Source organism: Micromonospora sp. CP22 (genome assembly GCF_009712475.1).
Lineage (GTDB): Bacteria > Actinomycetota > Actinomycetes > Mycobacteriales > Micromonosporaceae > Micromonospora.
Window position 1 is genome coordinate 239062 of the sequence record NZ_VCJO01000005.1, and the last position, 26949, is coordinate 266010.

Annotated in this window: 23 protein-coding genes; 17 read left to right on the forward strand and 6 right to left on the reverse strand. The window is 70.5% G+C overall.

The genetic code is table 11. The features are described 5' to 3' along the window. The first annotated feature begins 6 nt into the window (after positions 1–6). From FF096_RS11915 to FF096_RS11980, 14 genes are all read left to right on the forward strand, one after another. Complete coding sequence (locus FF096_RS11915; protein ID WP_093404021.1) at positions 7–684, forward strand: NADH-quinone oxidoreductase subunit B family protein; 678 nt, start codon at positions 7–9, stop codon at positions 682–684. Then, positions 681–1412, forward strand: coding sequence for an NADH-quinone oxidoreductase subunit C (locus FF096_RS11920; protein ID WP_309223131.1), 732 nt, complete (start codon positions 681–683; stop codon positions 1410–1412). The genes FF096_RS11915 and FF096_RS11920 overlap by 4 nt, the downstream gene beginning before the upstream one ends. Then, the gene (locus FF096_RS11925) at positions 1409–2734 is read left to right on the forward strand and encodes an NADH-quinone oxidoreductase subunit D (RefSeq protein ID WP_155217342.1); all 1326 of its coding nucleotides are present in this window, start codon (positions 1409–1411) and stop codon (positions 2732–2734) included. Before FF096_RS11920 ends, FF096_RS11925 begins: the two co-directional genes overlap by 4 nt. Before the next feature lie 82 nt (positions 2735–2816). Further along, complete coding sequence (nuoE, locus tag FF096_RS11930; RefSeq protein WP_230462522.1) at positions 2817–3857, forward strand: NADH-quinone oxidoreductase subunit NuoE; 1041 nt, start codon at positions 2817–2819, stop codon at positions 3855–3857. Next, positions 3854–5170: an NADH-quinone oxidoreductase subunit NuoF gene (gene nuoF, locus FF096_RS11935; protein ID WP_309223132.1), complete on the forward strand. Its 1317-nt coding sequence runs from the start codon at positions 3854–3856 to the stop codon at positions 5168–5170. The genes nuoE and nuoF overlap by 4 nt, the downstream gene beginning before the upstream one ends. 58 nt (positions 5171–5228) lie before the next feature. Then, positions 5229–7724 carry an NADH-quinone oxidoreductase subunit G gene (locus FF096_RS11940; RefSeq protein ID WP_309223133.1) on the forward strand — a complete coding sequence of 832 codons (2496 nt, stop codon included), beginning with the start codon at positions 5229–5231 and terminating at the stop codon, positions 7722–7724. After that, positions 7721–9067, forward strand: coding sequence for an NADH-quinone oxidoreductase subunit NuoH (gene nuoH / locus FF096_RS11945; RefSeq protein ID WP_155217346.1), 1347 nt, complete (start codon positions 7721–7723; stop codon positions 9065–9067). The genes FF096_RS11940 and nuoH overlap by 4 nt, the downstream gene beginning before the upstream one ends. Position 9068: 1 nt before the next feature. After that, positions 9069–9710 (forward strand): NADH-quinone oxidoreductase subunit NuoI, encoded by a 642-nt coding sequence (gene nuoI, locus FF096_RS11950; protein WP_309223134.1) that lies wholly within the window; start codon positions 9069–9071, stop codon positions 9708–9710. After that, positions 9707–10477 (forward strand): NADH-quinone oxidoreductase subunit J, encoded by a 771-nt coding sequence (locus FF096_RS11955; protein ID WP_155217348.1) that lies wholly within the window; start codon positions 9707–9709, stop codon positions 10475–10477. The genes nuoI and FF096_RS11955 overlap by 4 nt, the downstream gene beginning before the upstream one ends. Then, the gene (nuoK, locus tag FF096_RS11960) at positions 10474–10791 is read left to right on the forward strand and encodes an NADH-quinone oxidoreductase subunit NuoK (RefSeq protein WP_013731028.1); all 318 of its coding nucleotides are present in this window, start codon (positions 10474–10476) and stop codon (positions 10789–10791) included. The genes FF096_RS11955 and nuoK overlap by 4 nt, the downstream gene beginning before the upstream one ends. Before the next feature lie 12 nt (positions 10792–10803). Next, entirely contained in the window at positions 10804–12762 is a 1959-nt protein-coding gene (gene nuoL / locus FF096_RS11965) for an NADH-quinone oxidoreductase subunit L (RefSeq protein WP_309223135.1), read from the forward strand. A gap of 79 nt (positions 12763–12841) precedes the next feature. Next, complete coding sequence (locus FF096_RS11970; RefSeq protein WP_155217350.1) at positions 12842–14374, forward strand: NADH-quinone oxidoreductase subunit M; 1533 nt, start codon at positions 12842–12844, stop codon at positions 14372–14374. A gap of 166 nt (positions 14375–14540) precedes the next feature. Then, positions 14541–16091 (forward strand): NADH-quinone oxidoreductase subunit NuoN, encoded by a 1551-nt coding sequence (nuoN, locus tag FF096_RS11975; protein ID WP_309223136.1) that lies wholly within the window; start codon positions 14541–14543, stop codon positions 16089–16091. 107 nt (positions 16092–16198) lie between these two features. Continuing rightward, positions 16199–17269, forward strand: a complete 1071-nt coding sequence (locus FF096_RS11980; RefSeq protein WP_375335330.1) for a polyprenyl synthetase family protein — start codon at positions 16199–16201, stop codon at positions 17267–17269. A gap of 93 nt (positions 17270–17362) precedes the next feature. Here FF096_RS11980 and FF096_RS11985 read toward each other — a convergent pair whose 3' ends face one another. Continuing rightward, the gene (locus FF096_RS11985) at positions 17363–18556 is read right to left on the reverse strand and encodes an MFS transporter (protein ID WP_155217352.1); all 1194 of its coding nucleotides are present in this window, start codon (positions 18554–18556) and stop codon (positions 17363–17365) included. Positions 18557–18711: 155 nt separating this feature from the next. Between FF096_RS11985 and FF096_RS11990 the strand changes: the two genes are divergently transcribed. Next, positions 18712–19491 (forward strand): IclR family transcriptional regulator C-terminal domain-containing protein, encoded by a 780-nt coding sequence (locus FF096_RS11990; protein WP_309223138.1) that lies wholly within the window; start codon positions 18712–18714, stop codon positions 19489–19491. 82 nt (positions 19492–19573) lie between these two features. On the opposite strand, the gene FF096_RS11995 is transcribed toward FF096_RS11990, so the two are convergent. Beyond that, the gene (locus tag FF096_RS11995) at positions 19574–21697 is read right to left on the reverse strand and encodes a PhoX family phosphatase (RefSeq protein ID WP_155217354.1); all 2124 of its coding nucleotides are present in this window, start codon (positions 21695–21697) and stop codon (positions 19574–19576) included. A 247-nt stretch (positions 21698–21944) separates the two neighbouring features. Between FF096_RS11995 and FF096_RS12000 the strand changes: the two genes are divergently transcribed. Further along, positions 21945–22436: a sigma-70 family RNA polymerase sigma factor gene (locus tag FF096_RS12000; RefSeq protein ID WP_155217356.1), complete on the forward strand. Its 492-nt coding sequence runs from the start codon at positions 21945–21947 to the stop codon at positions 22434–22436. Continuing rightward, positions 22433–23122 carry an anti-sigma factor gene (locus tag FF096_RS12005; RefSeq protein WP_155217358.1) on the forward strand — a complete coding sequence of 230 codons (690 nt, stop codon included), beginning with the start codon at positions 22433–22435 and terminating at the stop codon, positions 23120–23122. The genes FF096_RS12000 and FF096_RS12005 overlap by 4 nt, the downstream gene beginning before the upstream one ends. 7 nt (positions 23123–23129) lie before the next feature. Here FF096_RS12005 and rarD read toward each other — a convergent pair whose 3' ends face one another. From rarD to eccE, 4 genes are all read right to left on the reverse strand, one after another. After that, positions 23130–24017, reverse strand: coding sequence for an EamA family transporter RarD (gene rarD, locus FF096_RS12010; protein WP_155217678.1), 888 nt, complete (start codon positions 24015–24017; stop codon positions 23130–23132). A 44-nt stretch (positions 24018–24061) separates the two neighbouring features. Continuing rightward, entirely contained in the window at positions 24062–24562 is a 501-nt protein-coding gene (locus tag FF096_RS12015) for a GNAT family N-acetyltransferase (RefSeq protein WP_309223140.1), read from the reverse strand. A gap of 122 nt (positions 24563–24684) precedes the next feature. After that, positions 24685–25071 carry a phage holin family protein gene (locus FF096_RS12020; protein ID WP_155217362.1) on the reverse strand — a complete coding sequence of 129 codons (387 nt, stop codon included), beginning with the start codon at positions 25069–25071 and terminating at the stop codon, positions 24685–24687. Positions 25072–25116: 45 nt separating this feature from the next. Further along, positions 25117–26814: a type VII secretion protein EccE gene (gene eccE / locus FF096_RS12025; protein WP_375335326.1), complete on the reverse strand. Its 1698-nt coding sequence runs from the start codon at positions 26812–26814 to the stop codon at positions 25117–25119. Between the last annotated feature and the right edge of the window lie 135 nt (positions 26815–26949).

Below are 26949 nucleotides of genomic sequence, written 5' to 3' on the forward strand. Positions count from 1 at the left end.
ACGGCTATGGGTATCGAGGAGAAACTTCCCGCCGGTGTCCTGCTCACCTCGGTGGAGAAGCTGGTCAACTGGTCGCGCAAGTCGTCGGTCTGGGGTGCCACGTTCGGCCTGGCCTGCTGCGCGATCGAGATGATGGCCGCCGGTGGGCCGCACTACGACATGGGCCGCTGGGGGATGGAGGTCTTCCGGGCCTCGCCCCGACAGGCCGACCTGATGATCGTCGCCGGTCGGGTGAGCCAGAAGATGGCCCCGGTGCTGCGCCAGATCTACGACCAGATGGCCGAGCCCCGCTGGGTGCTCTCCATGGGGGTCTGCGCCAGCAGCGGTGGCATGTTCAACAACTACGCCATCGTGCAGGGCGTCGACCACGTCGTGCCGGTCGACATGTACCTTCCGGGCTGTCCGCCCCGGCCGGAGATGCTCATCGACGCGATCCTCAAGCTGCGCGAGAAGATCGGCCACGAGCCGCTCGGCCCGAACGGGCGCAAGATGCTGGCCGCCCGCGAGGCGCGCGGTGACGTGCCGGTGGTGCCGTACGGCTCGATGCCGTCGTCGTACCGCAGCGACAAGGCCCGGCGGGCCGAGTGGACGAAGGCCGTCCGCGAGGGCCGCGAGGAGCAGCTGCGGATCGAGAACTGGATGAAGGCCCAGAACCACCTCCACCCGTACGGGGGGATCAAGTGACTGACGACAAGCCGACCACCGGTGGCGTACCGGTTCCGGTGACGCCGGCCGGCGCGACGAGTGGCGCCCCCGCCGAGTTCCCGCCGGCCGCACCGGCGGGCCGGGGCATGTTCGGCAACCAGGGCACCGGCGACGTCTCCGGATTCGGCGGACTGGTCCGGCGGCACCACATCGTCGAGGACGCGCCGCGACCGTACGGCGGCTACTTCGACGAGGTGCGGGACGCGCTGGAGGAGGCGTACCCGGCGTTCGGCGAGGCCATCGAAAAGGTCGTGGTCGACCGGGGCGAGCTGACCCTGCACATCCGCCCCGAGCGGATCGCCGAGGTCTGCCAGGTGATGCGGGACGACCCGGCGCTGCGGTTCGAGCTCTGCTCCTCGGTGTCCGGGGTGGACTACCTCGGTGCCGACGCGCGTCGGCTGCACGTCGTCTACCACCTCACCTCGATGACCTACCGGCGGCAGGTCCGGCTGGAGGCCGCGGTCACCGCCGAGGAGCCGCACCTGCCCACCGTCACCTCCGTGTACCCGACCGCCGACTGGCAGGAGCGGGAGGTGTACGACATGTTCGGTGTCATCTTCGACGGTCACCCGGCACTGACCCGCATCCTCATGCCGGACGACTGGGAGGGTCACCCGCAGCGCAAGGACTACCCCCTCGGCGGCGTGCCCGTGGAGTACAAGGGCGCCGAGATTCCGCCGCCCGACAAGCGGAGGTCTTACCAATGACCGGGTCGAACTACGCTACCGAGCGCGAGACGACCGAGGGCCGGGTCTTCACCGTCACCGGCGGGGACTGGGACGACGTCGTCTCCGGCGTCGATCCGATCAACGAGGGTCGGATCGTCGTCAACATGGGCCCGCAGCACCCGTCCACGCACGGCGTGCTCCGGCTGATCCTGGAGCTGGAGGGCGAGACGGTCCGGGAGGCCCGCTCGGTCGTCGGCTACCTGCACACCGGCATCGAGAAGAACCTGGAGTACCGCAACTGGGTCCAGGGTTCGACCTTCGTGACCCGGATGGACTACCTCTCGCCGATCTTCAACGAGACGGCGTACTCGCTGGCCGTGGAGAAGCTGCTCGGCATCACCGACGACATCACCGAGCGGGCCACCACCATCCGGGTGCTCATGATGGAGCTGAACCGGATCTCCTCGCACCTGGTGTGGCTGGCCACCACGGGCATGGAGCTGGGCGCGATCTCGATCATGCTCTACGGCTTCCGGGAGCGCGAGTACATCCTGGAGATCTTCGAGCTGATCACCGGCCTGCGGATGAACCACGCCTACGTCCGGCCGGGCGGCGTGGCCCAGGACGTGCCGGATGAGGCGATCGTCAAGATCCGTGAGTTCCTCAAGGTGATGCCGAAGCGCCTCAAGGAGTACGAGGACCTGCTCTCCGGCCAGCCGATCTGGCTGGAGCGGACGCAGAACGTGGCGGTGCTCGACGTGACCGGCTGCCTGGCCCTCGGTGTCACCGGGCCGGTGCTCCGCTCGGCCGGTCTCGCGTGGGACCTGCGCAAGACCATGCCGTACTGCGGTTACGAGACGTACGAGTTCGACGTGCCGACCCACCCCGACGGTGACGTCTGGGGCCGCTACCTGGTCCGGCTGGCGGAGATCCGCGAGTCGCTCAAGCTGGTCGAGCAGGCCCTGGACCGGCTCAAGCCCGGCCCGGTGATGGTGGCCGACAAGAAGATCGCCTGGCCGGCGCAGCTGGCCATCGGCGTCGACGGCATGGGTAACTCCCTGGAGCACGTCGCGAAGATCATGGGCCAGTCGATGGAGTCCCTGATCCACCACTTCAAGCTGGTGACGGAGGGCTTCCGGGTGCCGCCGGGCCAGGTGTACGTCGCGATCGAGTCGCCTCGCGGCGAGCTGGGCGTGCACGCGGTCTCCGACGGTGGTACCCGGCCGTACCGGGTGCACTACCGGGAGCCGAGCTTCGTCAACCTCCAGGCCCTGCCGGCGATGGCCGAGGGCGGCCTGATCGCCGACGTGATCGCGGGCGGCGCCTCGCTGGACCCGGTGATGGGTGGGTGTGACCGGTGAGCGCGAGAACTGAGCTTGCGAGCCCCATCCGCCCGCAGTCGCGGGCAGACGCCGGTGCAGTCGCGAACGGAAGGCGACGCTGATGACTGTCTTCACCGAAGAGACGCGGACCCGGGCGCGGGAGATCATCGCGCGCTACCCGGCGGACCGGTCCCGCTCGGCCCTGCTGCCGTTGCTGCACCTCGTGCAGGCCGAGGAAGGCTATGTGTCCCCGGCCGGCGTGGCGTTCTGCGCGGAGGTGCTGGGCCTCAACAAGGCCCAGGTCGGCGCGGTGGCCAGCTTCTACACCATGTACAAGCGCCGGCCGACCGGTGACTATCTGGTCAGCGTCTGCACCAACACCATGTGCAACGTGCTCGGTGGCCAGGAGGTCTACGACACCCTCGCCGAGCACCTGGGCGTCGGCCACGACGAGACCACCGCCGACGGCAAGATCACCCTGGAGCACGCGGAGTGCCTGGCCGCCTGCGACTACGGCCCGGTGATGACCGTCAACTACGACTTCTTCGACGGCGTCGACCCGCAGCGCGCGGTCGGGGTGGTCGACGAGCTGCGCGCCGGTGGTCGGCCCACGCCGAGCCGGGGGGCCCGCCTCTGCACTCTCAAGGAGATGGCGATCCAGCTGGCCGGCTTCGCCGACGAGCGGGAGGGCGCGGTCGCCGACGGCGTGCCGGGCGAGCCGAGCCTGCGCGGTCTGCGGCTGGCCCAGGAGCACGGCATCACCGCGCCGGGCTTCGACCCGAACACCCCGATCCGCAGCGGCCAGGCCGGTGACAAGCCGGCCCCGGCGACCCCGGCCAAGGCCGCGCCGACCGGCAGCACCGCGCCCGACGTCGCGGCACCGGATCGCAAGTCGCCGCAGGTGCGTACCGCCGAGACCCGGCAGCCGGACGCGAAGACCGCGGTCCCGGATGCCCCTGGCACCAAGGTTCCCGTCGACGGGCAGCCGCCGGCTCCGGGTGCCGCCCGGGCCGCGGAGGCCGCCGGTGAGGCCGCCAACAAGCCGGCAAGCGACGCCAAGCCGGCCGGTGACGACACCGGCGCGCAGGAGCGCAACCTCAAGGAGGCGGAGTCGACCGGCGGTGCACCGGAATCCGCGCACGACAAGGGGGCTCAGAAGTGACCACGCCCGCGCCGGAGACCCTGGCCAAGTTGACGCCCGTGCTCACCAAGCGCTGGCTGTCCCCTGACGCCTGGCGGATCGACACCTACGAGAAGCTGGACGGCTACGCCGCCCTGCGCAAGGCCATCAAGGCACACCCGGACGACCTGATCCAGTTGGTGAAGGACTCCGGGCTGCGCGGTCGCGGTGGCGCCGGCTTCCCCACCGGCCTCAAGTGGGGCTTCATCCCGCAGGGTGACGGCAAGCCGCACTACCTCGTGGTCAACGCCGACGAGGGCGAGCCCGGCACGTGCAAGGACCTGCCGCTGATGACCCACGACCCGCACTCGCTGGTCGAGGGCGTCATCATCGCCTCGTACGCGATCCGGGCCAACCGGGCCTACATCTACATCCGTGGTGAGGCCGTGCACGCCGCCCGCCGGCTGCGCAACGCGGTGAACGAGGCGTACGCCAAGGGCTACCTCGGCCGCGACATCCTCGGCTCGGGTTTCGACCTGGACCTGGTGGTCCATTCGGGAGCCGGCGCGTACATCTGCGGTGAGGAGACGGCGCTGCTGGACTCCCTGGAGGGGTTCCGGGGTCAGCCCCGGTTGCGCCCGCCGTTCCCGGCCACCCACGGCCTGTACGCCAGCCCCACCGTGGTCAACAACGTGGGCACCATCGCCAGCGTGCCGTACATCGTGCTGGGTGGCGCGGACTGGTGGAAGTCGATGGGCACCGAGAAGTCGGCGGGCCCGATGATCTACTCCCTCTCCGGCCGGATCGTCAACCCCGGCCAGTACGAGTGCGGCCTCGGCATCACCCTGCGCGAGCTGATCGAGCTGGCCGGTGGGATGCAGCCGGGGCACAACCTGAAGTTCTGGACCCCGGGCGGATCGTCCACTCCGCTGCTCACCGCCGAGCACCTGGACGTGCCACTGGACTTCGAGGGGGTGGCCGCCGCCGGCTCGATCCTCGGCACCACGGCCACGCAGATCTTCTCCGACCAGGACTGCCCGGTCTACGCGACCTACCGGTGGCTGGAGTTCTATCACCACGAGTCGTGCGGCAAGTGCACCCCGTGCCGCGAGGGCAACTACTGGATGGTCCGGGTCTACCGGCGCATCCTGGCCGGCCAGGGCACCCACGAGGACCTGGACACCCTGCTCGACACCTGCGACAACATCCTCGGCCGCTCGTTCTGCGGTCTGGGTGACGGTGCGACCAGCTCGGTGACCTCGTCGCTGAAGTACTTCAAGCAGGACTACCTCGACTACATCGAGGGACGGACCGCGCCGAAGTTGTCCGACAAGCAGCTCGTGGGAGCCCACTGATGCGAGTGCGAGGAGTGAGCGGAGCGAGCCCCGCAGCCGCGAGCGAAAGGCGAGCACTGTGACGGACGTTGCCAAGCAGACCGAGACGGTCACCCTCACCATCGACGGCGTCGAGGTCACCGCTCCGAAGGGAGCGCTGCTGATCCGGGTCGCCGAGCAGTTGGGGACCGAGATCCCGCGCTTCTGCGACCACCCGCTGCTGGCTCCGGCCGGCGCCTGTCGGCAGTGCCTGGTGGAGGTGGAGGGGCAGCGTAAGCCCGTCGCCTCCTGCACCCAGACGGTCGCCGACGGCATGGTGGTCCGCACCCAGCTCACCTCCCCGGTCGCCAAGAAGGCGCAGGAGGGGATCATGGAGCTGCTGCTGGTGAACCACCCGCTCGACTGCCCGATGTGTGACAAGGGCGGTGAGTGCCCGCTCCAGAACCAGGCGATGTCCACCGGCCGCGCCGACTCCCGGTTCCACGAGCACAAGCGGGAGTACCCGAAGCCGCTGCCGATCAGCACCCAGGTGCTGCTCGACCGCGAGCGCTGCGTGCTCTGCCAGCGGTGCACCCGGTTCTCCGAGGAGATCGCGGGCGACAAGTTCATCGACCTGATGAACCGCTCCTCCGCCGAAGAGATCAACATCTACCGGGACGAGGACTACGGGGACGAGAGCGACGCCGGCGACGTCCCGTTCAACTCGTACTTCTCCGGTAACACCGTGCAGATCTGCCCGGTCGGCGCGCTCACCGGCACCCAGTACCGGTTCCGGGCCCGCCCGTTCGACCTGGTCTCCAGCCCGAGCGTGTGCGAGCACTGCTCGGCCGGTTGCGCCCAGCGCACCGACTGGCGCCGGGGCAAGGTGCTCCGCCGGCTGGCCGGCGACGACCCGCAGGTCAACGAGGAGTGGAACTGCGACAAGGGGCGGTGGGCCTTCCAGTACGCCCGCGCCACCGACCGGCTCACCACTCCGCTGGTGCGTGACGAGCGCACCGGCGAACTGCGGGAGGCGTCCTGGAGCGAGGCGCTCAGCGTCGCCGCTGAAGGGCTGCGGGCGGCCCGGGACACCGGCCAGGGCGCGGCGGTGCTCACCGGCGGTCGGCTGACCGTCGAGGACTCGTACGCGTACGCCAAGTTCGCCCGGGTCGCGCTGCACACCAACGACATCGACTTCCGGGCCCGCCCGGCCTCCCGCGAGGAGGCCGACTTCCTGGCCAGCACGGTCGCCGGCAGCACCGACGTCACCTACACCGACGTCGAGAACGCCCCGGCGGTGGTGCTGGTCGGCCTGGAGCCGGAGGAGGAGTGCCCGATCCTCTTCCTGCGGCTGCGCAAGGCGTACCTGAAGAACAAGCTGAAGGTGTACGCGATCGCCCCGTTCGCCACCCGGGGCCTGGAGAAGCTCGGGGCCAAGCTGGCCCGGGTGGTGCCGGGCGAGGAGGCCGGGGTGCTCGCCGAGCACGCCACGGTCGCCGAGGCGCTCAGTGCCGAAGGGGCGATCCTGATCGTCGGCGAGCGGCTGGCCACCGTGCCGGGTGGCCTCTCCGCCGCCGCCGAGGTGGCGACGCGTACCGGGGCGAAGTTGGCCTGGGTGCCGCGCCGCGCGGGTGACCGTGGTGCCGTCGACACCGGCTGCCTGCCCAACCTGCTGCCCGGTGGTCGCCTGGTCACCGAGCCGGCGGCCCGGGCGGAGCTGGGCGAGGCGTGGGACATCCCGGCCGGGGTGATTCCGAGCCAGGCGGGCCGGGACACCGACGCCATCCTCACCGCTGCTGCCGCCGGTCAGCTCGGCGCGCTGGTGGTGGCCGGGGTCGATCCGGCCGACCTGGCCGACCCGCGCCTGGCCGAGCAGGCCCTGGACGCGGTGCCGTTCCTGGTCAGCCTGGAACTGCGGGCCAGCGCGGTCACCCGCCGGGCCAACGTGGTCCTCCCGGTCGCGCCGGTGGTGGAGAAGGCTGGCAGCTTCCTGGACTGGGAAGGCCGCCTGCGTCCGTTCGACGCGGTGCTGAACACCGCCGCGATGCCCGACAGCCGGGTGCTCGACGCGCTCGCCGACCTGATGGACGTGCGGCTGGGCACCGGTGACGTGCTGGCGGTCCGGCGTGAGCTGGGCAGCCTGCCGGCGACCCGGGTGAGCCGTCCGGCCGCGCCGACCGTGGCACCCGCGGCGGTGCCCGCGCCGGCCGCCGGTGAGGCGGTGCTGGCGACCTGGCACCAGCTGGTCGACCTGGGCAGCCTCACCGACGGCGACGAGCACCTGGGCGGCACCGCCCGACCGCCGGTGGTCCGGCTCGGCAAGGGCACCGCGGAGACGCTCGGTGTCGCCGACGGCGAACCGGTGACGGTGGGGACCGACCGGGGCGCGGTGACCCTGCCGGCGCTGATCACCGAGATGCCGGACGGTGTGGTCTGGCTACCCACCAACTCGCCCGGTTCGACCGTGCGGCGCAGCCTCGGCGCGACCTCCGGTGCGGTGGTACGGATCTCGGCACCCGGCACCACTGAGCCGGTCGCCGCCGACGCGGCCGACCGGCCGGGCCCGATCCTCAACTCCTCCGGGGGTGTCGCATGAACCCGCTGGCGCAGGCGCCGTCGTTGACCGACTTCGGCCACGATCCGTGGTGGCTGATCCTCGGCAAGATTGTCTTCGCGTTCGTGGTCGCCCTGCTCGGCACGCTGCTCGGCGTGTGGTTCGAGCGGCGGGTCGTCGGCTTCATGCAGGTGCGGCCCGGACCGAACCAGCTCGGCCCGTTCGGCCTGCTGCAAACGCTCGCCGACGGTCTGAAGATGGCCTTCAAGGAGGACATCCTCCCGAAGGCGGCGGACAAGGTCGTCTACTTCTTCGCCCCGGCGATCTCGGTGATCTGCGCGGTCACCGCGCTGTCGGTGATCCCGTTCGGCCCGATGGTGAGCATCTTCGGCCACCAGACGCCGTTGCAGGTCACCGACGTCCCGGTGGCGGTGCTGGTGGTGCTGGCCTGCTCGTCGATGGCGGTCTACGGCATCGTGCTGGCCGGTTGGGCGTCCGGCTCGACCTACCCGCTGCTCGGCGGCCTGCGCTCCGCCGCTCAGCTGATCTCGTACGAGGTGGCGCTGGGGCTGTCCATCGTGGCGGTGTTCATGCTCGCCGGCACGATGTCCACCAGTGAGATCGTGGCCGCCCAGGGCAGCGGCACCCAGCTGAGCCTGTTCGGCGTCGACATCCCGGCACCGGGCTGGTACGCGGTGCTGCTCTTCCCGAGCTTCGTGGTCTTCTTCATCTCCATCGTCGGCGAGACCAACCGGCCGCCGTTCGACCTGCCGGAGGCGGAGTCGGAGCTGGTCGCCGGCTTCATGACCGAGTACAGCTCGCTCAAGTTCGCGCTGATCATGCTCAGCGAGTACGTCGCGATGGTGACCATGTCGGCCTTCACCGTGACGCTCTTCCTGGGCGGTTGGCACGCGCCATGGCCGATCACCATGTGGTCGGGCGCCAACTCCGGCTGGTGGCCGCTGCTCTGGTTCTTCGGCAAGGTCATCCTGCTGGTCTTCGTCTTCGTCTGGCTGCGTGGCACGCTGCCCCGGTTGCGGTACGACCAGTTCATGCGACTCGGCTGGAAGGTGCTCATCCCGATCAGCCTGGTCTGGATCGTGGTCCTCGCCGGCCTGCGCACGGTCGACGACTGGGACACCCGGAGCCGGCTGTACGCGATCGGCATCCCCGCCGGCATCGTGCTGCTCGCCACGCTGTTCTGGCCGAGCCGCAAGCCGACGCCGAAGCCGACGCTCGCCGAGCAGGTCGAGAACCGGCCGCCGGGCAGCTTCCCGCTGCCCCCGATGGATCTCCAGGTACCACCGAGCCCGCGCACCCGGCGCATGGTCGCCGAGCGGGAGCCGGCCAACGCTCCCGCCGGCCAGGACTCTGAGGAGGTGTGACGTGGGCGCGATCACCGGAACGTTCAAGGGCTTCGGGGTCACCTTCTCGCACATGTTCAGGAAGGTCGTCACCACCGACTACCCGTTCTCGCCGCCGAAGCCGGCGCCGCGCTACCACGGGCGGCACATCCTCAACCGGCACCCGGACGGCCTGGAGAAGTGCATCGGCTGCGAGCTGTGCGCCTGGGCCTGCCCGGCGGACGCGATCTACGTCGAGGGTGGCGACAACACCGACGAGCAGCGCTTCTCGCCGGGCGAGCGGTACGCCAGCGTCTACCAGATCAACTACGCCCGCTGCATCTTCTGCGGACTCTGCATCGAGGCCTGCCCGACCCGCTCGTTGACCATGAGCAACGAGTACGAGTTGGCCCGGGACAACCGCAAGGATCTGATCTTCACCAAGGAGCAGCTGCTGGCGCCGCTGCTGCCGGGGATGGAGCAGCCGCCGCACCCGATGCGGCTGGGTGACAGCGAGAAGGACTACTACGTCGGCAGCCTCACCAACCCGGGCACCTCCGCCGGGGCGGAGCGCTCCCCGATGGGTCCGGGTCGTTACCAGGTGGACGAGCACCCGGGGGTCACCTTCCCCGGTGCCGAGCAGGCCGCCCAGCGGGCCGCGGCGGAGAAGGGAGAGTCGGAATGACCACCTCGACGCTGCTCGCCGCCTCCGGTGCGGTCTCCGGCGGCGAGGCGGTGACCTTCTGGATCCTCGCCCCGCTCGCACTGGCCGGTGCGATCGGCATGGTCGCCGCCCGCAACGCGGTGCACTCGGCGCTGTGGCTGGTGCTGACCATGCTGAGCCTCGGCGTGTTCTACGTGCTCCAGGCGGGACCGTTCATCGGCATGGTGCAGATCATCGTCTACACCGGCGCGATCATGATGCTCTTCCTGTTCGTGCTGATGCTGGTCGGTCGGGAGTCCTCCGATTCACTGATCGAGGTGCTACGCGGCCAGCGCATCGCGGCGCTCGGGCTGGGGATCGGCTTCGCCGGCCTGCTCGGCAGCGGGGTCTACCGGGCCACGCAGGGCAGCATCCCGGCTGGTCTGGAGCAGGCCAACGCGGGCGGCAACGTGAAGGGCATCGCCCGGTTGCTCTTCACGGACTACGTCTTCGCCTTCGAGCTGACTGCGGCGCTGCTCATCACCGCCACCATCGGCGGCATGATCCTCGCGCACGTCGAACGGCGCAAGGAGGACAAGCGCGACCAGGTTGCCACCATGAAGGCCCGCTTCCGGCCCGGCAACTACCCCGGCCCGAAGCCCGGCCCGGGTGTCTTCGCCACCTCTTCGTCGGTCGCCACCCCGGCCCGCCTGCCGGACGGGCGGCTGAGCGACCGCAGTACGCCGGACATCCTGCCGGTGCGGGAGCTGACCGCCGAGGAGACCACGCTGAAGGGCACTGAGAAATGAGTGACTTCTTCTCGGTCGAGCCGAACTACTACCTGGTCCTCGCCGCGGTGCTGTTCACCATCGGCGCGGCCGGGGTGCTGGTCCGGCGCAACGCGATCGTGCTGTTCATGTGTGTCGAGCTGATGCTCAACGCGGCCAACCTGGCGCTGGTCACCTTCAGCCGGATGAACGGTGACCTCAACGGCCAGATCATGGCGTTCTTCGTGATGGTGGTGGCGGCGGCCGAGGTCGTGGTCGGGTTGGCCATCATCATGGCGATCTTCCGCACCCGACGCTCCGCCAGCGTCGACGACGCCAACCTGCTGAAGTACTAGAGGGGCCCACCGGTGGACGAAATCTTGACGTACGCCCAGGCTGCTCCGGCCGAGACCGTCTCGTACGCGACGGCGGACGGGCTGCTGAGCAGCGTCTGGCTGCTGGTGGCGATCCCGCTGGTCAGCGCGGCGATCCTGCTGCTGCTCGGTCGACGGGCCGACCGGTGGGGCCACTGGCTCGGGGTGGCCGCGGTCGGTGCCGCCTTCCTGCTCGGCCTGAGCTACTTCCTCGGGCTACGTGGCCTGGACAACAAGTCCGTCCAGCTGAGCCTCTGGGACTTCATCGCGGTCGGCGGCCTGCACGTGGACTTCGGTCTGCTGTTCGACCCGCTGTCCGGGGTCTTCGTCCTGCTGATCACGGGCGTGGGCTTCCTGATCCACCTGTACGCGGTCGAGTACATGGCGCACGACGCGGGACGGCGTCGGTTCTTCGCCTACTTCAACCTGTTCATCGCGGCGATGTTGTTGCTGGTGCTGGGCAACAACTACGTGATGCTGTACTTCGGCTGGGAGGGCGTCGGTCTGGCGTCGTACCTGCTGATCTCCTTCTGGTACACCAAGCCGGCCGCCGCCACCGCGGGCAAGAAGGCGTTTCTGATGAACCGGGTCGGTGACGCCGGTCTGGCCATCGCCATCTTCATCATGTTCGCCACCCTCGGCACCACCCAGTACGACGAGGTGTTCAACGGCGTCAGCGCGCTGGCCGGTGGCACGGTGCTGGTGCTCGGCCTGCTGCTGCTGCTCGGCGCGACCGGTAAGTCCGGCCAGTTCCCGCTCCAGGCGTGGTTGCCGGACGCGATGGAGGGCCCGACCCCGGTGTCGGCGCTGATCCACGCCGCGACGATGGTCACCGCCGGTGTCTACCTGATCGCCCGCTCCAACATCATCTTCTCGGCCAACTCCACGTTGCAGCTGGTGGTGGTCAGCGTCGGTGCGCTGACCCTGCTCGTCGGCGCGATCATCGGTTGCGCCAAGGACGACATCAAGCGGGTGCTGGCCTGGTCGACGGTGAGCCAGATCGGCTACATGTTCCTCGGCGTCGGCCTCGGCGGCGCGGCGTACGCGCTGGCCATCGTGCACCTGCTGGCGCACGGCTTCTTCAAGGCCAACATGTTCCTCGGTGCGGGCTCGGTCATGCACGGCATGAAAGACCAGGTGGACATCCGCCGCTTCGGTGGCCTGTCCAAGTACATGAAGATCACTTGGTTGACCTTCGGTGCGGGCTGGCTGGCCATCATCGGCATGTTCCCGTTCTCCGGGTACTTCTCCAAGGAGCCGATCATCGCCGCCGCCTTCGAGCGGGAGGGCTGGACGGCCTGGCTGTTCGGTGGGGCCGCGGTGCTCGGTGCCGCGCTGACCGCCTTCTACATGACCCGGCTGTTCGTGCTCACCTTCCACGGCCCGAAGCGGTGGACGGAGGACATCGAGCACCCGCACGAGTCCCCGCCGCTGATGACCATCCCGCTGATCCTGCTCGGCATCGGCTCGATCGGTGCCGGTTGGCTGCTGGCCACCTCGGTGCCGGACTGGCTGACCGCCACCGCCGGTCTCACCTCGACCGAGGGGCACCACGACGCGGTGCTGCCGCACTGGGCGATCGTCGTGCTGTCGCTGGGGGTCACCGTGATCGGCGCGCTGCTGGGCTGGTACCTGTTCCGCAACGGTACGGCTACCGAGCCGCAGCCGGCCGGGGTGTTGGTGACCGCCGCCCGGAAGAACCTCTACACCGACACGGTCAACGAGGCGGTCTTCGAGAAGCCGGGCATCTTCCTCACCCGGGCGCTGGTCTACCTCGACAACCGGGGCATCGACGGGCTGATCAACGGCCTGGCCGCGGGTGTGGGCGGTGGATCGGGTCGGCTCCGGCGGCTGCAGACCGGCTTCGTCCGGTCGTACGCCACCTCGATCCTGACCGGCGCGCTGCTGGTGGTGGCCGCCTTCCTGGCCGTACAGGCGGGGTGGTTGGCGTGATCGACCTCAGGAGGCTGTCGGCCTCTCAGGCGGCCGTCGCCGGCGGACCGCACAGTGACGACGGAGGTAAGGCCGCATAATGTCCGACTTCCCGTTCCTCTCGGTGCTCACCGTGGCGCCGCTGGTCGGTGCCGTGGTCGTCGCCTTCCTGCCGCGCAGTCGGCCGACGCTGGCGAAGCAGGTCGCGCTCGGCTGGTCGCTGCTGGTGCTGGCGCTGTCGGTGGTCATGTGGGTGACCTTCCAGGTCGACGGCGACCGGTTCCAGTTCCGCGAGTCGTACCCGTGGATCCCGAACTGGGGGGTCAACTTCACCTTCGCCGCCGACGGCATCGCGTTGGTCATGCTGATGCTGATCGCCGTGCTGGTGCCGCTGGTGATCCTGGCCTCCTGGCACGACGCCGAGTCCTCGAAGCGTTCGGTGCCGGTCTACTTCGCGCTGCTGCTCGTCCTCGAATGCACGATGATCGGCGTCTTCGCCGCCGCCGACGTGTTCCTGTTCTACGTGTTCTTCGAAGTCATGCTGGTGCCGATGTACTTCCTGATCGGCAGCTACGGCGGCCACCAGCGGCAGTACGCGGCGGTCAAGTTCTTCCTCTACTCGCTGGTCGGCGGTCTGTTCATGCTGGCCGCCGTGATCGGCCTCTGGGTGGTCGGCGGCAAGACCTTCGACTGGGTGGCGCTGTCGCAGGTGGACATCTCCACCGGAGTCGAGCGCTGGCTGTTCCTCGGCTTCTTCATCGCCTTCGCGATCAAGGCGCCGTTCTTCCCCTTCCACACCTGGCTGCCGGACGCCGGTGGCGCGGCACCGGCCGGTGCCGCCGCACTGCTGGTGGGCGTGCTCGACAAGGTGGGCACCTTCGGCATCCTGCGGTACTGCCTGCCGCTGTTCCCCGACGCCGCCCAGTGGTTCGCACCGTGGGCGCTGGGTCTGGCGGTCGTCGGCATCATCTACGCGGCACTGCTGGCCGTGGGGCAGAACGACCTGAAGCGACTGGTGTCGTACACGTCGATCGCCCACTTCGGCTTCATCGGCGTCGGCATCTTCGCCTTCACCACGCAGGCCGGTACCGGAGCCGTGCTCTACATGCTCAACCACGGCCTCGCCACCGGGCTGCTCTTCCTGGTGGTCGGGATGCTGGTCGTCCGCCGAGGCTCGGCGCTGGTCAGTGACTTCGGTGGCGCGGGCAAGCTGGTGCCGGTGCTGGCGGGCGTGTTCTTCTTCGCCGGTCTCGCCTCGCTGGCGCTGCCCGGCACCGCGCCGTTCGTCTCCGAGTTCCTGGTGCTGATCGGCACGTTCACGGTGAACAAGCCGGTCGCCGTGATCGCCACGCTGGGCATCATCCTGGCGGCGGCGTACGTGCTGTGGATGGTCCAGCGCACCACGCAGGGCACCCTCAACCCGGCGCTGACCGAGATCGACGGGATGAAGCGCGACCTCAACCTCCGCGAGAAGGTCGTCGTGGCCCCGCTGATCGCGCTGATCCTGGTGCTCGGCTTCTACCCGAAGCCGGTCACGGACGTGATCAACCCCGCCATCCAGGCGACCATGGAGGACGTCGGCCGCACCGACCCGGCGCCGTCGGCAGGCACCGTCCAGGAGGCGAGCCGGTGAGCGCGAGAACTGAGCTTGCGAGCCCGGCAGTCGGGATTCGAAAGGCTGGTTGGGTGAGCGCGAGGAGTGAGCTTGCGAGCCCCGCAGTCGCGGGTCGAAAGGCTGGTTGGGTGAGCGCGAGGAGTGAGCTTGCGAGCCCCGCAGTCGCGAACGAAAGGCTGGCCCAGTGACCGAGCTTGAACTGCCGCCGATCGACTACGCGGCGATCGCACCGATCCTGATCATGCTGGGTGCGGCGGTGGTCGGTGTGTTGGTCGAGGCGTTCGTGCCTCGGCGTCTGCGGCACCCCGTGCAGCTGCCCTTGGCGCTGCTGGCGGTGCTCGCGGCGTTGACGATGGTGGTCGTCAACGCCGACAAGCGGGTCATCACCATCGGGGTCATCGCCGTGGACGGGCCGACCCTGTTCCTCCAGGGCTCGATCCTCGCGTTGTCGGCGGTGGCACTGCTGCTGCTCGGCGAGCGGGCGGTCGAGCGCGGAGGGGCCTTCGTCGCCCAGGCCGCGGTGACCGCCGACTCGCCGGAGGACCGTCGGCAGGCGGAGAGCGCCGGTGGCGCGGGTGAGGTGTACCCGCTGACCACGTTCGCCATCGCGGGCATGCTGATCTTCGTGTCGGCGAACGACCTGCTGACCATGTTCATCGCGCTTGAGGTCTTCTCGCTGCCGCTCTACCTGCTCTGCGCGCTGGCGCGTCGTCGCCGGCTGCTGAGCCAGGAGGCGGCGATGAAGTACTTCCTGCTCGGTGCGTATGCCTCGGCCTTCTTCCTGTTCGGGCTGGCGCTCATCTACGGCTTCACCGCCGGCCTCGGTGACCGGGCGTCCGGCGTGGACTTCGCCACCGTCAACGCGGCCGTGGCGAACTCGACGGCCAGCCCGGTGCTGCTGTTCGCCGGTATGGCGCTGGTCGCCATCGGTCTGCTGTTCAAGGCGGCTGCCGCGCCCTTCCACGTCTGGACGCCGGACGTCTACCAGGGCGCTCCGACGCCGCTGACCGGCTTCATGGCGGCCTGCACCAAGGTCGCCGCGTTCGGTGCCCTGCTGCGGGTGTTCCACGTGGCGTTCGAGGGCGCTCGGTGGGACTTCACCCCGGTGCTGGGCGCTGTGGCGGTCCTCACCATGGTGGTCGGCGCGCTGTTCGCGGTGACCCAGACCGACATCAAGCGGCTGCTGGCGTACTCGTCGATCGCCAACGCCGGCTACCTGCTCGTCGGTGTGCTCGCACCGGGCAGCGAGGGGCTCTCCGGCACCATGTTCTACCTGGTCGCGTACGGCTTCACGGTGCTGGCCGCGTTCGCCGTGGTGACGTTGGTGCGCGACGCCGACGGCGAGGCCACCCACCTGTCCCGCTGGGCCGGGCTGGGCCGACGGTCGCCGGTGTACGCCTCCGTCTTCACCTTCATCCTGCTCGCCTTCGCGGGTATCCCGCTCACCAGCGGTTTCATGAGCAAGGTCGCGGTCTTCGCCCCGGCGTTGGACGGCGGGCAGGTGTGGCTGGTCATCGCGGGTGTGCTGACCAGCATGGTGCTGGCCTTCCCGTACCTGCGGGTCGTGGTGCTGATGTGGCTCTCCGAGCCGGGCGACAGCACGCCGACGGTGGCCGTACCCGGTGCGTTCACCTCGGCGGCCCTGGTTATCGGGGTGCTCGCCACGCTGGCGCTCGGCGTGGTACCGGCACCGCTGCTCGACCTCGCGTCGTCGGCCGCCGATTTCGTTCGATAGCTGCTGACCTGCGGCTTGAGGGTCGGCCCACGTGACTGTGGGCCGGCCCTCGTGCGTATCCACCCGGTCCGGCCCAGGTAGAACGTGTGTGGCATGGTGGAGGCGTGGTGATTAGGGGTGGCGAGGGTTCAGGTGTCACCGGCTCCGGTGGTCGCCGGAGCCGGGCTGGCGCGGCTCAGTTCGGCGCGCTCGGCCTTCACCTCGCCGACCCTCACAGCGAGGAGTCCGTCCTCGGCGTGTTGACGGCGGTGGAGGCGGAGTTGCTGGCCAGTGTCGCCAGCGCCGACCCGTTCGTCACCGAGGCGGCGCGGCACCTGGTGGAGGCCGGCGGGAAGCGGTTCCGGCCGCTCCTGGTGGCCCTGGGCGCACAGTTCGGTGACCCGGCCCGCTCCGAGGTCGTCTCGGCGGCCGTGGTGGTGGAGTTGACCCACCTGGCCACGCTCTACCACGACGACGTGATGGACGAGGCGCCGGTGCGCCGGGGCGCCCCCAGCGCCAACTCCCGGTGGACCAACTCGGTTGCCATCCTGGTCGGTGACTACCTCTTCGCCCGAGCCGCGGACGTCGCCGCCGAGCTCGGCCCGGAGGCGGTACGCCTTCAGGCGCGCACGTTCGCCCGCCTGGTGCACGGTCAGATCGCCGAGACGGTCGGTCCTCGGGCCGGTGACGACCCGGTGGCGCACTACCTGCGGGTGATCGCCGAGAAGACCGGCTCGCTGATCGCCACCAGCGCCCACTTCGGCGGCCAGTTCAGCGGGGCCACGCCGGAGCACGTGGCGGCGCTGGCCGGTTACGGCGAGACCATCGGGGTGGCCTTCCAGCTCTCCGACGACCTGCTCGACATCGCCAGCGAGTCCGTCGAGTCGGGCAAGACACCCGGCACCGATCTGCGGGAGGGCGTGCCCACCCTGCCGGTGCTCTACGCTCTCGGCTCCGACGACGCGGACGCCTCCTCCGTGCGGCTGCGGGAGATCCTGGCCACCGGCCCGCTGACCGACGACGCCCTGCACGCCGAGGCGCTCGGTCTGCTCCGGGAGAGCCCGGCGCTCAAGCGGTCCCGGGAGACCGTCCGCAGTTACGCCGAGGACGCCCGCGCCCAACTGGCGCCCCTGCCGGACGGTCCGGCCCGTCGCGCGCTCGAATCCCTCTGCGACCACATCGCCGACCGCACCAGCTAACCCCCTCCCACCGCGCGTCCCACCCCGCGTCCCCCCGCGTTGATCAAGAAGTTTTGGTCGCCGTACGCGCGAATCCTGACCAAAACTTCTTGATCAACTGGTGGGGGCGGGGTTTCGGGTGGGGAGTAGGCGGGTGGCGGTGAGCATGAGGGCGGAGGCGATGAGCATGGCCGCAGCGGCGGTCAGCCACATCGCCGGATAGCCGGCCGCGGCGGCGAGCGGACCCAGGGCGAGCGGGCCGAGGCAGCCGCCCGCGTACACCCCGGTCTGGGTGATCGAGGTGGCTGCGGCCGGGGCCTGCGGATGCAGCTGGACCACGGCGAAGTTCATCAGGCCGGGCCAGGACCAGCCGAGCCCGAAGCCGAGCACCACGCCGACCACCAGCGGGCCGGGGCCCGCCGTGGCGAGCAGGGCCAGCCCGGCCGCCCCGGCCACCAGCAGCCCGGCGATCACCGCGATGTGGCCACCGGTGCGGCGGTCGGCCAACCAGCCGACCCCGACCCGGGCCGTCACGCAGACCGCGCTGCCCAGGGTCAGCGTCAGCCCGGCCATCGCGGGGCCCAGACCCCGGTCGACCGAGGCGTCGACCACGAAGGTGCCCAGCGCGTTCGCCGCCCCGGCGGCCAGCGTCGCGGCCACCCCGACCAGGATCAGCCCCGGGTTCGCCCGGCCGGTGCGCCCGGTCCGCCGCGCGGTGGGCGCGGTGCCATCCGACGGTACGGCCGGCAGCGCGGCCAGTGCCGCCCCGGCTGCGGCCACGAAGGCCCAGCGCCAGCCGACGGTCAACGCGAGGGTGGGTACCGCCACGCCGGCGAGCAGGGTGGACAGCGGGATGGCCGCCTGCTTGACGCCGAAGGACAGGCCCTGCCGACGGGGCGGAACGTGCCGCGCGAGCAGCGCGTTGCTGGACAGTTGACCGAGGGCGTTCGCAGTGCCGGCAACCGCGAGCAGGCCGACCAGCACCGGGTAGGAGCGGGCCGCCACCGCCACGGCGAGCAGGCTGCCTGCGGAGACCACGATGCCGGTCCGGGCCACCAGGGCGGCACCCCACCGTTCGACCAGCGCGCCGGAGGGGACCGAGGCGAGGGCACCGACAGCGAAGTAGACCGCCACCACGAGCCCCAGACCGGCGGGGGAGAAGCCCAACTCCTCCCGCATCTGCACGGCGAGACCACCGACCAGGAAGACCGGCAGTACGCAGGCGATCGTGACGGTGACCGCCACCAGACTGGCCCGGACGGGCCGTGCGGCGGTCGCCGAGGTGGGCGGAGGGGCGATGTGGGTCATGGTGGGGCCCAACCTACGTCAGCCACAGATCGGCGACGGAAAGTGCGTTCCACCTCACATGCCGTATCGGACGATCTTGGTCAGCTCACCCGATCAGGCATTTCGCGGCGGGCCACTTTTTCATATGGTGTAAGTCCCCGGTAGCGGAGGTGGTTGTGCGTGACCCCCTGGCGGAACCTTCGGACCTGATCCGAAGTGTCTCCCGCGCGCTTCGAGTGCTTGAGTCGGTCGGTCGTGCCCCTCGGGGCCTGACGGTCAAACAGATCGCTCGCCGATGTGAGCTGACCGTGGCCACCACCTACCACCTGGTCCGCACCCTCGCGTACGAGGGCTACGTGATCCGTCGGGAGGACGGCACGTACATCGTGGGTCTGGAGGTCGCCGACCGCTACCGCGAGCTGGTCGCCGCGTTCCGCTCACCAGCCGTCGGGGAGAGCCTGCGTCGGGTGGCCCTGGAGACCGGCTGGAGCCACGTCCTGGGCCGGTTCGTGGGCGGCCAGGTGGCGATCACCGCCGTGGCGGAGGGGAGTCGATCGCCGTACCTGGAAGATCTCGTCCCCGGCTTCGACGAGGGCGCGCACGCGACCGCACTCGGCAAGGCGCTGCTCGCCACGCTCACCACCGAGCAACGCCAGCGCTACCTGCGTGAGTACGGGATGCGCCCGTTCACCAGCGCCACCCTCACCACCCCGGAAGCCTTCGAGGCCGACCTCACCGCCGGGGAACGGCGCGGGATGCAGCTGGAACTGGGCCAGTTCCGGCAGGGGGTGGCCTGCGCCGCCGTCCTGGTGTGCCCGGACAAGGACATGGAACGGCGGACGGTGCTGGCCTGCACGCTGCCGGCCAGCGAGATGATGACCTCCGCCCGAGTGGTACGGACGAAACTGCTCACCGCCGCGCGTGCCATCGCCGAAGGGCTGGCCGCCGACAGCTGACCCACGCCGTACGCCGGGACGGCCCCCTCCCTGGTGGGGAGAGGGCCGTCGGATGGGCGGCCGGCGCGATGCCGGAGCGGGGTCAGCTACCGACCGGTCCGCCGTCCAGCCGCCAGGTCACCACCACGCCCGGCTTGGCGTAGTCGCCGTCCGGCCAGGTGGAAGCCGGGTTGTCGATGGTGGCGCCGGTGATCTCGCCGGGGTGCTGCACTGCGACGAAGAGCGAGCGGTTGTCCTCGGTGATGAACGGACCGCAGGTCTCCGCACCGACCGGCACGGTCAGGAACTGCTTCAGGTGACCGCGCTCGGGACCCTCGGTCGCGGTGGCGAAGAGGCCGTCGTTGCTTCCTAGCGCGTTGCCGTCGGTGGAGATCCAGAGGTTGCCGGTGGCGTCGAAGGCCACGTTGTCCGGGCAGGAGATCGGCGAGACCTTGGTCTTGTCGTACCCGGAGAAGTAGGTCGACGGGTCCGCCGGGTCGCCGCAGACGATCGGCAGTGACCACCGGAACGTGTCTGAGGTGTTGTCCCCCCGGTCCTCGACCAGTTCCAGGATCTGCCCGTGCCGGTTCGCGGTACGCGGGTTGGCCTCGTCCGGCCCCGGGTTGCTGCCGACCCCCCGGCTGGTGTTGTTGGTCAGCGCCACGTACACCTTCCCGGTGAGAGGGCTCGGCTCGACGTCCTCCGGGCGGTCCATCTTGGTCGCGCCGACCTTGTCACCGGCGAACCGGGTGAAGGTCAGCACCTCGGCGGCGGTCATCCCGTTCACGTAGGAGCGGTGACCGCTGACCAGTTTGATCCAGCGGCCCTTGCCGTTGAAGGCGCCGTCGCTGGGCAGCGTGCCGGAGCCGTCGATCTCACCGGCGCTGGTCTGGTCGAGCTTGGCGACGTAGAGGGTGCCCGACTCCAGCAGCGTCAGGTTGTGCTTGCGGGCGACCCGGGAGTCACCCTTCATGAACTTCTTGTCCGAGACGAACTTGTAGAGGTAGTCGAAGCGCTCGTCGTCGCCCATGTACGCCACGACGTGCCCGCTGCGTGCGACGATGACGTTCGCGCCCTCGTGCTTGAACCGGCCGAGCGCGGTGTGCTTGCGTGGGCGGCTCTCCGGGTCGAACGGGTCGATCTCCACGACCCAGCCGTGCCGGTTGGCCTCGTTGGGGTGCTTGGCGAGGTCGAAGCGTTCGGCGGCCCGGTCCCATCTGCGGCTGCCACTGGGGTAGCGGGCCGTGGTGGAGATGCCGTAGCGCGCCAGCCGGGCCTTGTCCGACTCCGGCGCCGCATCGCCGCCGACGAAGTACTGGTTGAAGTTCTCCTCCCCGGACAGCACGGTGCCCCACGGCGTGACGCCGCCGGCACAGTTGTTCAGCGTGCCGATGACCGTACGACCCTTCGGGTCGGCGGCCGTCTTCACGAACGACGAGCCGGCGGCCGGCCCGGTCAGCTCGAACTTGCTGCTCAGCGCGTCGACGCGGCGGTTGTACGGACGGCGGCCGGAGTCGACGACCTGCCACTGGCCGGTGCCGGCGACCCGCTCGATCTCCACCACGGACATGCCGTGTGCGGCCATCGCCACCCTCACCTGCTCGACGCTGAGCGCGTCCTGGCTGGTGAAGCCGGGGAACATCAGATCCTCGTTGGTGTACTCGTGGTTGACCACGAGCAGCGCCCGCTTGCCGCGCTTGTCCAGCGGCAGCACGCCGACGAAGTCGTTGTTGTAGCCGAACTGCTTGCTCTGCGCGGCGGCGGTCTGCCGGCGCGGGTTGAACTCCGGCGCGCCGGGCACCACCGGGTCGCCCCAGCGGATGACCACGGCGTGGTCGTAGCCGTTCGGGACGACGAACGTGTCCAGGGTGTTCGGCGGGATCGGCGTGAAGCTCAGGGCACCGTTGCCCGGGCGACGGCCGGCTGCCGCCGGCTGACCGGCCGGGGGCACCGGGGGTACCGGGACTGCGGCGGCGGGAGCCGCGCCGGCCAGCGCGCCGGCCGCAGCGCCGCTGAATCCGAGCACCAGGGCACCGACCGCCCCGGCGCGGACCACACCGCGGCGGCTGACCTCGGCGTTCACCACGTCACCGAAGTACGCGTTGTCGGAGGTGTTGGGTACCGGATGGTCACAGGCGTTGCCGCAGCGGTAGCGGCAGGTCATGGCGTCGCGGCTGCCGTGGCGGGGGGTGCCCAGCAGCGGGAGCAGCCGGGGACGGTCGCTCATGGGGAGGATCCTCCTGAGGGTCGGTGCACGTCGGCTCAGGTCACCGACGCGTACCCGCCGGACGCTAGGGCGGCGTGGTGAGCGCGGGTCAGCGTCGATGTGAATCAGCGATGAACTCCACCTCGGGAATCCCGGGTTCGAGCTGGGAATGAACCGATCGGCGTGACCGCACGTATCTCCGGTCGTAACACCGCGCCCGCTCGTCGGTGAGAGCGAGGAGAGAACGATCAGCGACCACGACGCCCACCTGCTGCGTGCCCTGCATGACGAGCATGCCGAGGCGCTGTACGCGCACGCGCTGCGGCTGGTCAACGGCGACCGGCAGCGCGCCGAGGATCTGGTGCAGGAGACGCTGCTGCGAGCCTGGCGGCATCCGGAGTCGCTCGACCCCCGACGCGGTTCGGTACGCGCCTGGCTCTTCACCACCGCGCGCAACCTGGCGATCGACGCCTGGCGGCGACGGTCGACCCGAGTCGGCGAGGTCTACAGCGACGAACTTCCCGAGCCGCCGGTCGTCGACGAGACCGAGCGGGCCGTCGAGGCGTGGACGGTCGCGGAGGCGCTCAACCGGCTCAGCCCGTCGCACCGCGATGTCCTGGTGGAGTGCTTCTACCAGGGGCGGTCGGTCTCCGAGGCAGCCTCCCGACTGGGGGTGCCGCCGGGCACGGTGAAGTCCCGCACCCACTATGCGCTGCGCTCCCTGCGGCTGGTCCTGGCCGAGATGGGGGTGACCGGATGAACCGGTGCGAGTTCGCGTTCGACGACGGGGCATACGTGTTGGGCGCGCTCTCCCCCGCCGACCGGGTGGCATACGAACGGCACCTCGTCGACTGCCCGGCCTGCCAGCAGTCGGTTTCCGAGATCGCGGTGCTGCCCGGCCTGCTCGGCCGGCTGGATCCGGCCAGCCTGGAACAGCTCCTGCCGCAGCCGGAGAACCCCCGGGTGCCGGAGCTGCTCAACGCCGCCCGGGAACGCCGCCGCCGCGAGCGGCAGGCCAGCCGACTGCGGTACGCGGTGATCGGGCTGGCCGCCGCCGCGTTCGCCCTGGTGGTCGGCTTCGGAGGGGCCATGATGCTGCCCGGGCAGCAGAACCCGCCGGTGGCCCAGGTGCGGATGGTGCAGATGCAACCGGTCGCCGGGACGGTGCCGGTGCACGCCGAGATCGGGCTGACCGGCACCAACTGGGGTACCCAGGTGACCATGGACTGCGGCTACGACCAGCGGGCCGGGTACGGCAAGGCGACCGCATTCCGGCTGGTCGCGTACGCCGGGGACGGCTCGCAGGAACAGATCGGTTCCTGGCTGGCCGCCCCCGGCGACGACCTGCGGATCACCGGCGCGACCCGGTTCACCAACGCCGAGTTGGTCCGGCTGGAGCTGATCCGTGCGGACGGCACCGCGGTGCTCGCCTACGAGGTCCGCTGACCGGGCCTCAACGGCTACCGGCGACCGCCGCCGTGGGCGGCACCGGGTCCGCCAGGCGCTGGCGGCGGGTCTGCCGGGCCTGGCGTACGGCGTCGGCGGTGAAGACGATCAGGGCGAGCCAGACCAGGGCGAAGCCGGCCAGTCGGGCCGGTGGCATCGGCTCGTGGAAGATCAGCACACCGCAGCCGAGCTGGAGGATCGGCGCCACGTACTGGAGCATGCCGAGGGCGGTCAGTGGTAGCCGGTTGGCGGCCCCGGCGAACATCAGCAACGGGATGGCGGTCAACGCTCCGGCGAGCACCAGCAGGGCCGTGTGCCCGGCCGAGACGTGGCCGAAGGCCAGGTCTGCGGTGGCCGCGAGCCAGCCGAGGTAGCCCAGCGCGGGCAGCGACAACACTGCCGACTCGACGAACAGGCCCTCTGCGGCGGGCAGGCCGAGGCGCTTCTTCACCAGGCTGTACCCGCCGAAGGAGAAGGCCAGGATGAGCGCGAGGTACGGCAGTCGTCCGTAGTCGATGGTGAGCACGGCCACCGCCAACGCGCCGACGCCGAGCGCCCACCACTGCGCCGGGCGCAGTCGCTCCCGCAGCACCAGCACCCCGAGCAGGACCACGATCAGCGGGTTGATGAAGTATCCGAGGGCGGTCTCCACCACCCGGTCGGTGTTCACGCCGTAGATGTAGGTGAACCAGTTGACGCCGATCAGTGCGGCGGCGGCGCCGATCCCGGCCAGGGTCCGGGGCTGGCGCAGCAGGGCACGGAGGAAGCCGACGTTGCGCAGCGCGAGGAGCAGCAACGCGACGAACGCGACGGACCACACCACCCGGTGGGCCAGGATCTCCATCGGCCCGGCCGGGCGCAGCAGCTTGAAGTAGAGCGGAAAGAACCCCCACATCAGGTAGGCGCCGAGGCCGTAGAGGTATCCGAGGCGGAGCGACGTCACGGCTCAACCGTAAGCGCCGGGTCGGCCATCCGGTCCTTGCCGGTGAGCGGGCTCACCGGTTGGGGGTCGCGCCTGTCGAGTTCCATCCACCGGTCGGGGGGTACGCAGTTGAAGCCGACCTTCTCGTACACCCCGTGTGCGTCGTTGGTGGCCAGCAGGATTCGGCGTACGCCCAGCTCCGCCAGGTGGTCACGGACCGCGCCCGCCAGCCAGGTGCCCAGCCCGCGACCCCGTTCGGCCCGGTCGACGTAGACGTCGCAGAGGTAGCCGAAGGTGGCCCGGTCGGTGATCACCCGGGCGACCGCGACCTGCCGGCCGTCCGCCGGGCGGTACACCCCGAACCCGATCGAACCGGCGAACGCCCGCGCGACCGTCTCCCGGTCACGCCCGAGCGCCCAGTACGCGTCCAGACTGAGCCAACCGTGTACCAGGTCAAGGTCAAGCCGGGTGGGGTCGGTGCTGATCGTGTAGCCGTCGTCGCGGGTAAGGGTGAACACCCTGTCGACGCTACTGCCTGGCGGCGCGCGCCTCGGCAGCCAATTCCCGCGATATGGCCAGCGTTACCGCATCCTGCCGGCGGTCACCGATGTGTGGCCGCCGGCAGGATCGCCGAGGACGGTCAGTCGCGGTCGAGGATGGCGCCGAGGATCCAGGTGACGATGCCGACGAAGAGCGCCCCGAGCACCGCCGCCGGCCAGAAGCCGTCGACGTCGAAGGGCAGCCCCGCCTGGTCCGCGATCCAGCCGGTGAGCAGGAACAGCAGACCGTTGACGACCAGTGCGATCAGGCCGAGGGTGAGCAGGTAGAAACCGCAGCCGACGGTCTTGATGATCGGCTGTAGCACCCCGTTGACCACACCGAAGATGACCGCGACGAGGACCAGCGTCAGCACCGTCTCGGAGACCGAGTCGGTGTCGAGCGAGATCCCGGGGATGATCAGTGTGGCCAGCCAGAAGGCCACCGCCGTGGCGCCGACCCGGATCAGTAGACCTTTCAGAAAACCCATGGCGGGCATGGTGTCACGGCCGACGCGCGGGCGGAACCCGCGAGATCATCCGGCATGACGGTGGATGTCGGCACCGATGAGCTGCGCCTCGATCGGGGTGGGGACGAGCAGCGCCCAGCGCAGGGCCCGTCGGTTGACCACGGCGACCATACCGGGCCGAATCCGGGTCAACAGGTGCGCCGCGTCGCCGAGCCCCAGCGCCGCACCGGCGACCGTGGCTTCCGCCTGACTGAGCGGGGGGAGGACCGCCAGGTCGGCCCGGCCCAACGGGTCCGTGTCCGACGGGGTCAGCGCGTCGCGGACCAGCAGCGTGGTCTGCCACGCGGTGCCCGGTCGCGGACCCGGCGGCGGTGGTGCGTCCAGCACCACGAGCACCGGTGCGAGCGGCGTCCCGGAGCCCCGCGTCACCGGCCGGTCGGGCGGTGCCAGTCGTACGGGCGCGCCCGGCACACCAACGCCCCGGAGGAAGCGGTCCCAGGCGTGCGGGCGGGTCGTCTGCACGACCACCTGGGCACCGAGCGCCAGCGCCCGTACGGCGACCAGTTGGGCGACGGGTACCCCGCCGCCGAGCACCAGCCGGGTGCTCTCCGGCCGGAACAGGCGGACGGTGACGGCGTGGCCGTGCCGGTTGACGCCGAGCTGCAACCCGGCGTTGCCGTACGGCACGGTCAGCTCCGGATGCCCGGCACTGGTCGGGGGCGATGCCGTGGGCAGTGCCAGCGGCAGCGTGTCGGCGAAGCCGGTCACCTGCCTGCCGTCGAGACGCTCCACCGTCGCGCCGACCAGGGCCACCGTCCGTCGGAACTGTCGGGCCGCGTTCGCCAACTCGGCGGGCGTCGCGGCGGCCAGCCGTACGACCAGCCCGGCCGACGGCCCGGCCCGGCCGCTGCCCGCCGTCGGTCGTCCGGTCGCGCTGTGCAGCGACACCGTGATCGCGGTCGCGGGCAGCCCCCACAGTCGGGGGAACATCGCCTCCCCCACCGGCCACCCGCTCAACCGGAAGCTGGTCTGGAGCAGGCCACCACACCGGACCGTCTGCCAGGACTCGCGAACCGGTCGCCCGTCATGGTGGGCGAACTCGGCGAGCACCCGGCGGACCGACTGCTCGCCCAGCGGTCGCACGGACACAGGGCGCAGCCGCCGGGCGATCCGGCGGACGACACCGGCGAGGGCATTCCCCAGCGTCTCCTCCGGCCAACCCCGGGCCCGCGACACCCGTACCGCCAGCACCGTCCGCTCCCAGCCGGCCAGTCGCTGGTCGCCGAGCTGACGGTAGGAGGCGGCCGCCGCGCCGTCACCGGCAGCGACCGCCGGTGTGGGTGTGCCGGTCAGCAGAAGCTGTACGCGTACGGGCGGTGCCTGGTCGGTCTCGTCGGCCAGCAGCGACGCCGGTGAGCCCACGCGCTGCCCGCCGTCACCGAGCAGCTCGGCCGGATCGCCGACCTCCAGCAGTGCCACCAGTCCATCCGGGTCGTCCAGCACCGAGGCCGGGCCACCCTCCCACTCGACGGTGCGGACCACGGCGTGCGGGGCCACCAGGTCGAGCAACTCGGCCGCAGTGGACAGTGATCTCCTCGCCCGTCGGCGGGCCAGATAACCGAAGCCGATGGCCAACCACTCGTACAACCACCGTCGACGTACCCGGAACCAGGTCACGACGAGTAGCCCGAGCGCCGCCAGCGCCGTGCCGGCGATCGCCGGTAGGCCCCGGCCCGCGACAGCGACGAGCCCCGCCGCCGCCACCTGGGTGGTGACGACCTGGCCGGCACCGATCCGCGGGGATCGCCACCGGCGCCCGGACCGTGACCGGGCGGCGACCGGCCGGATCCGCTGCCCGGAGGGGAGAGGAAGGCCGTCGGCAGGGGATTGGTCGCTCGT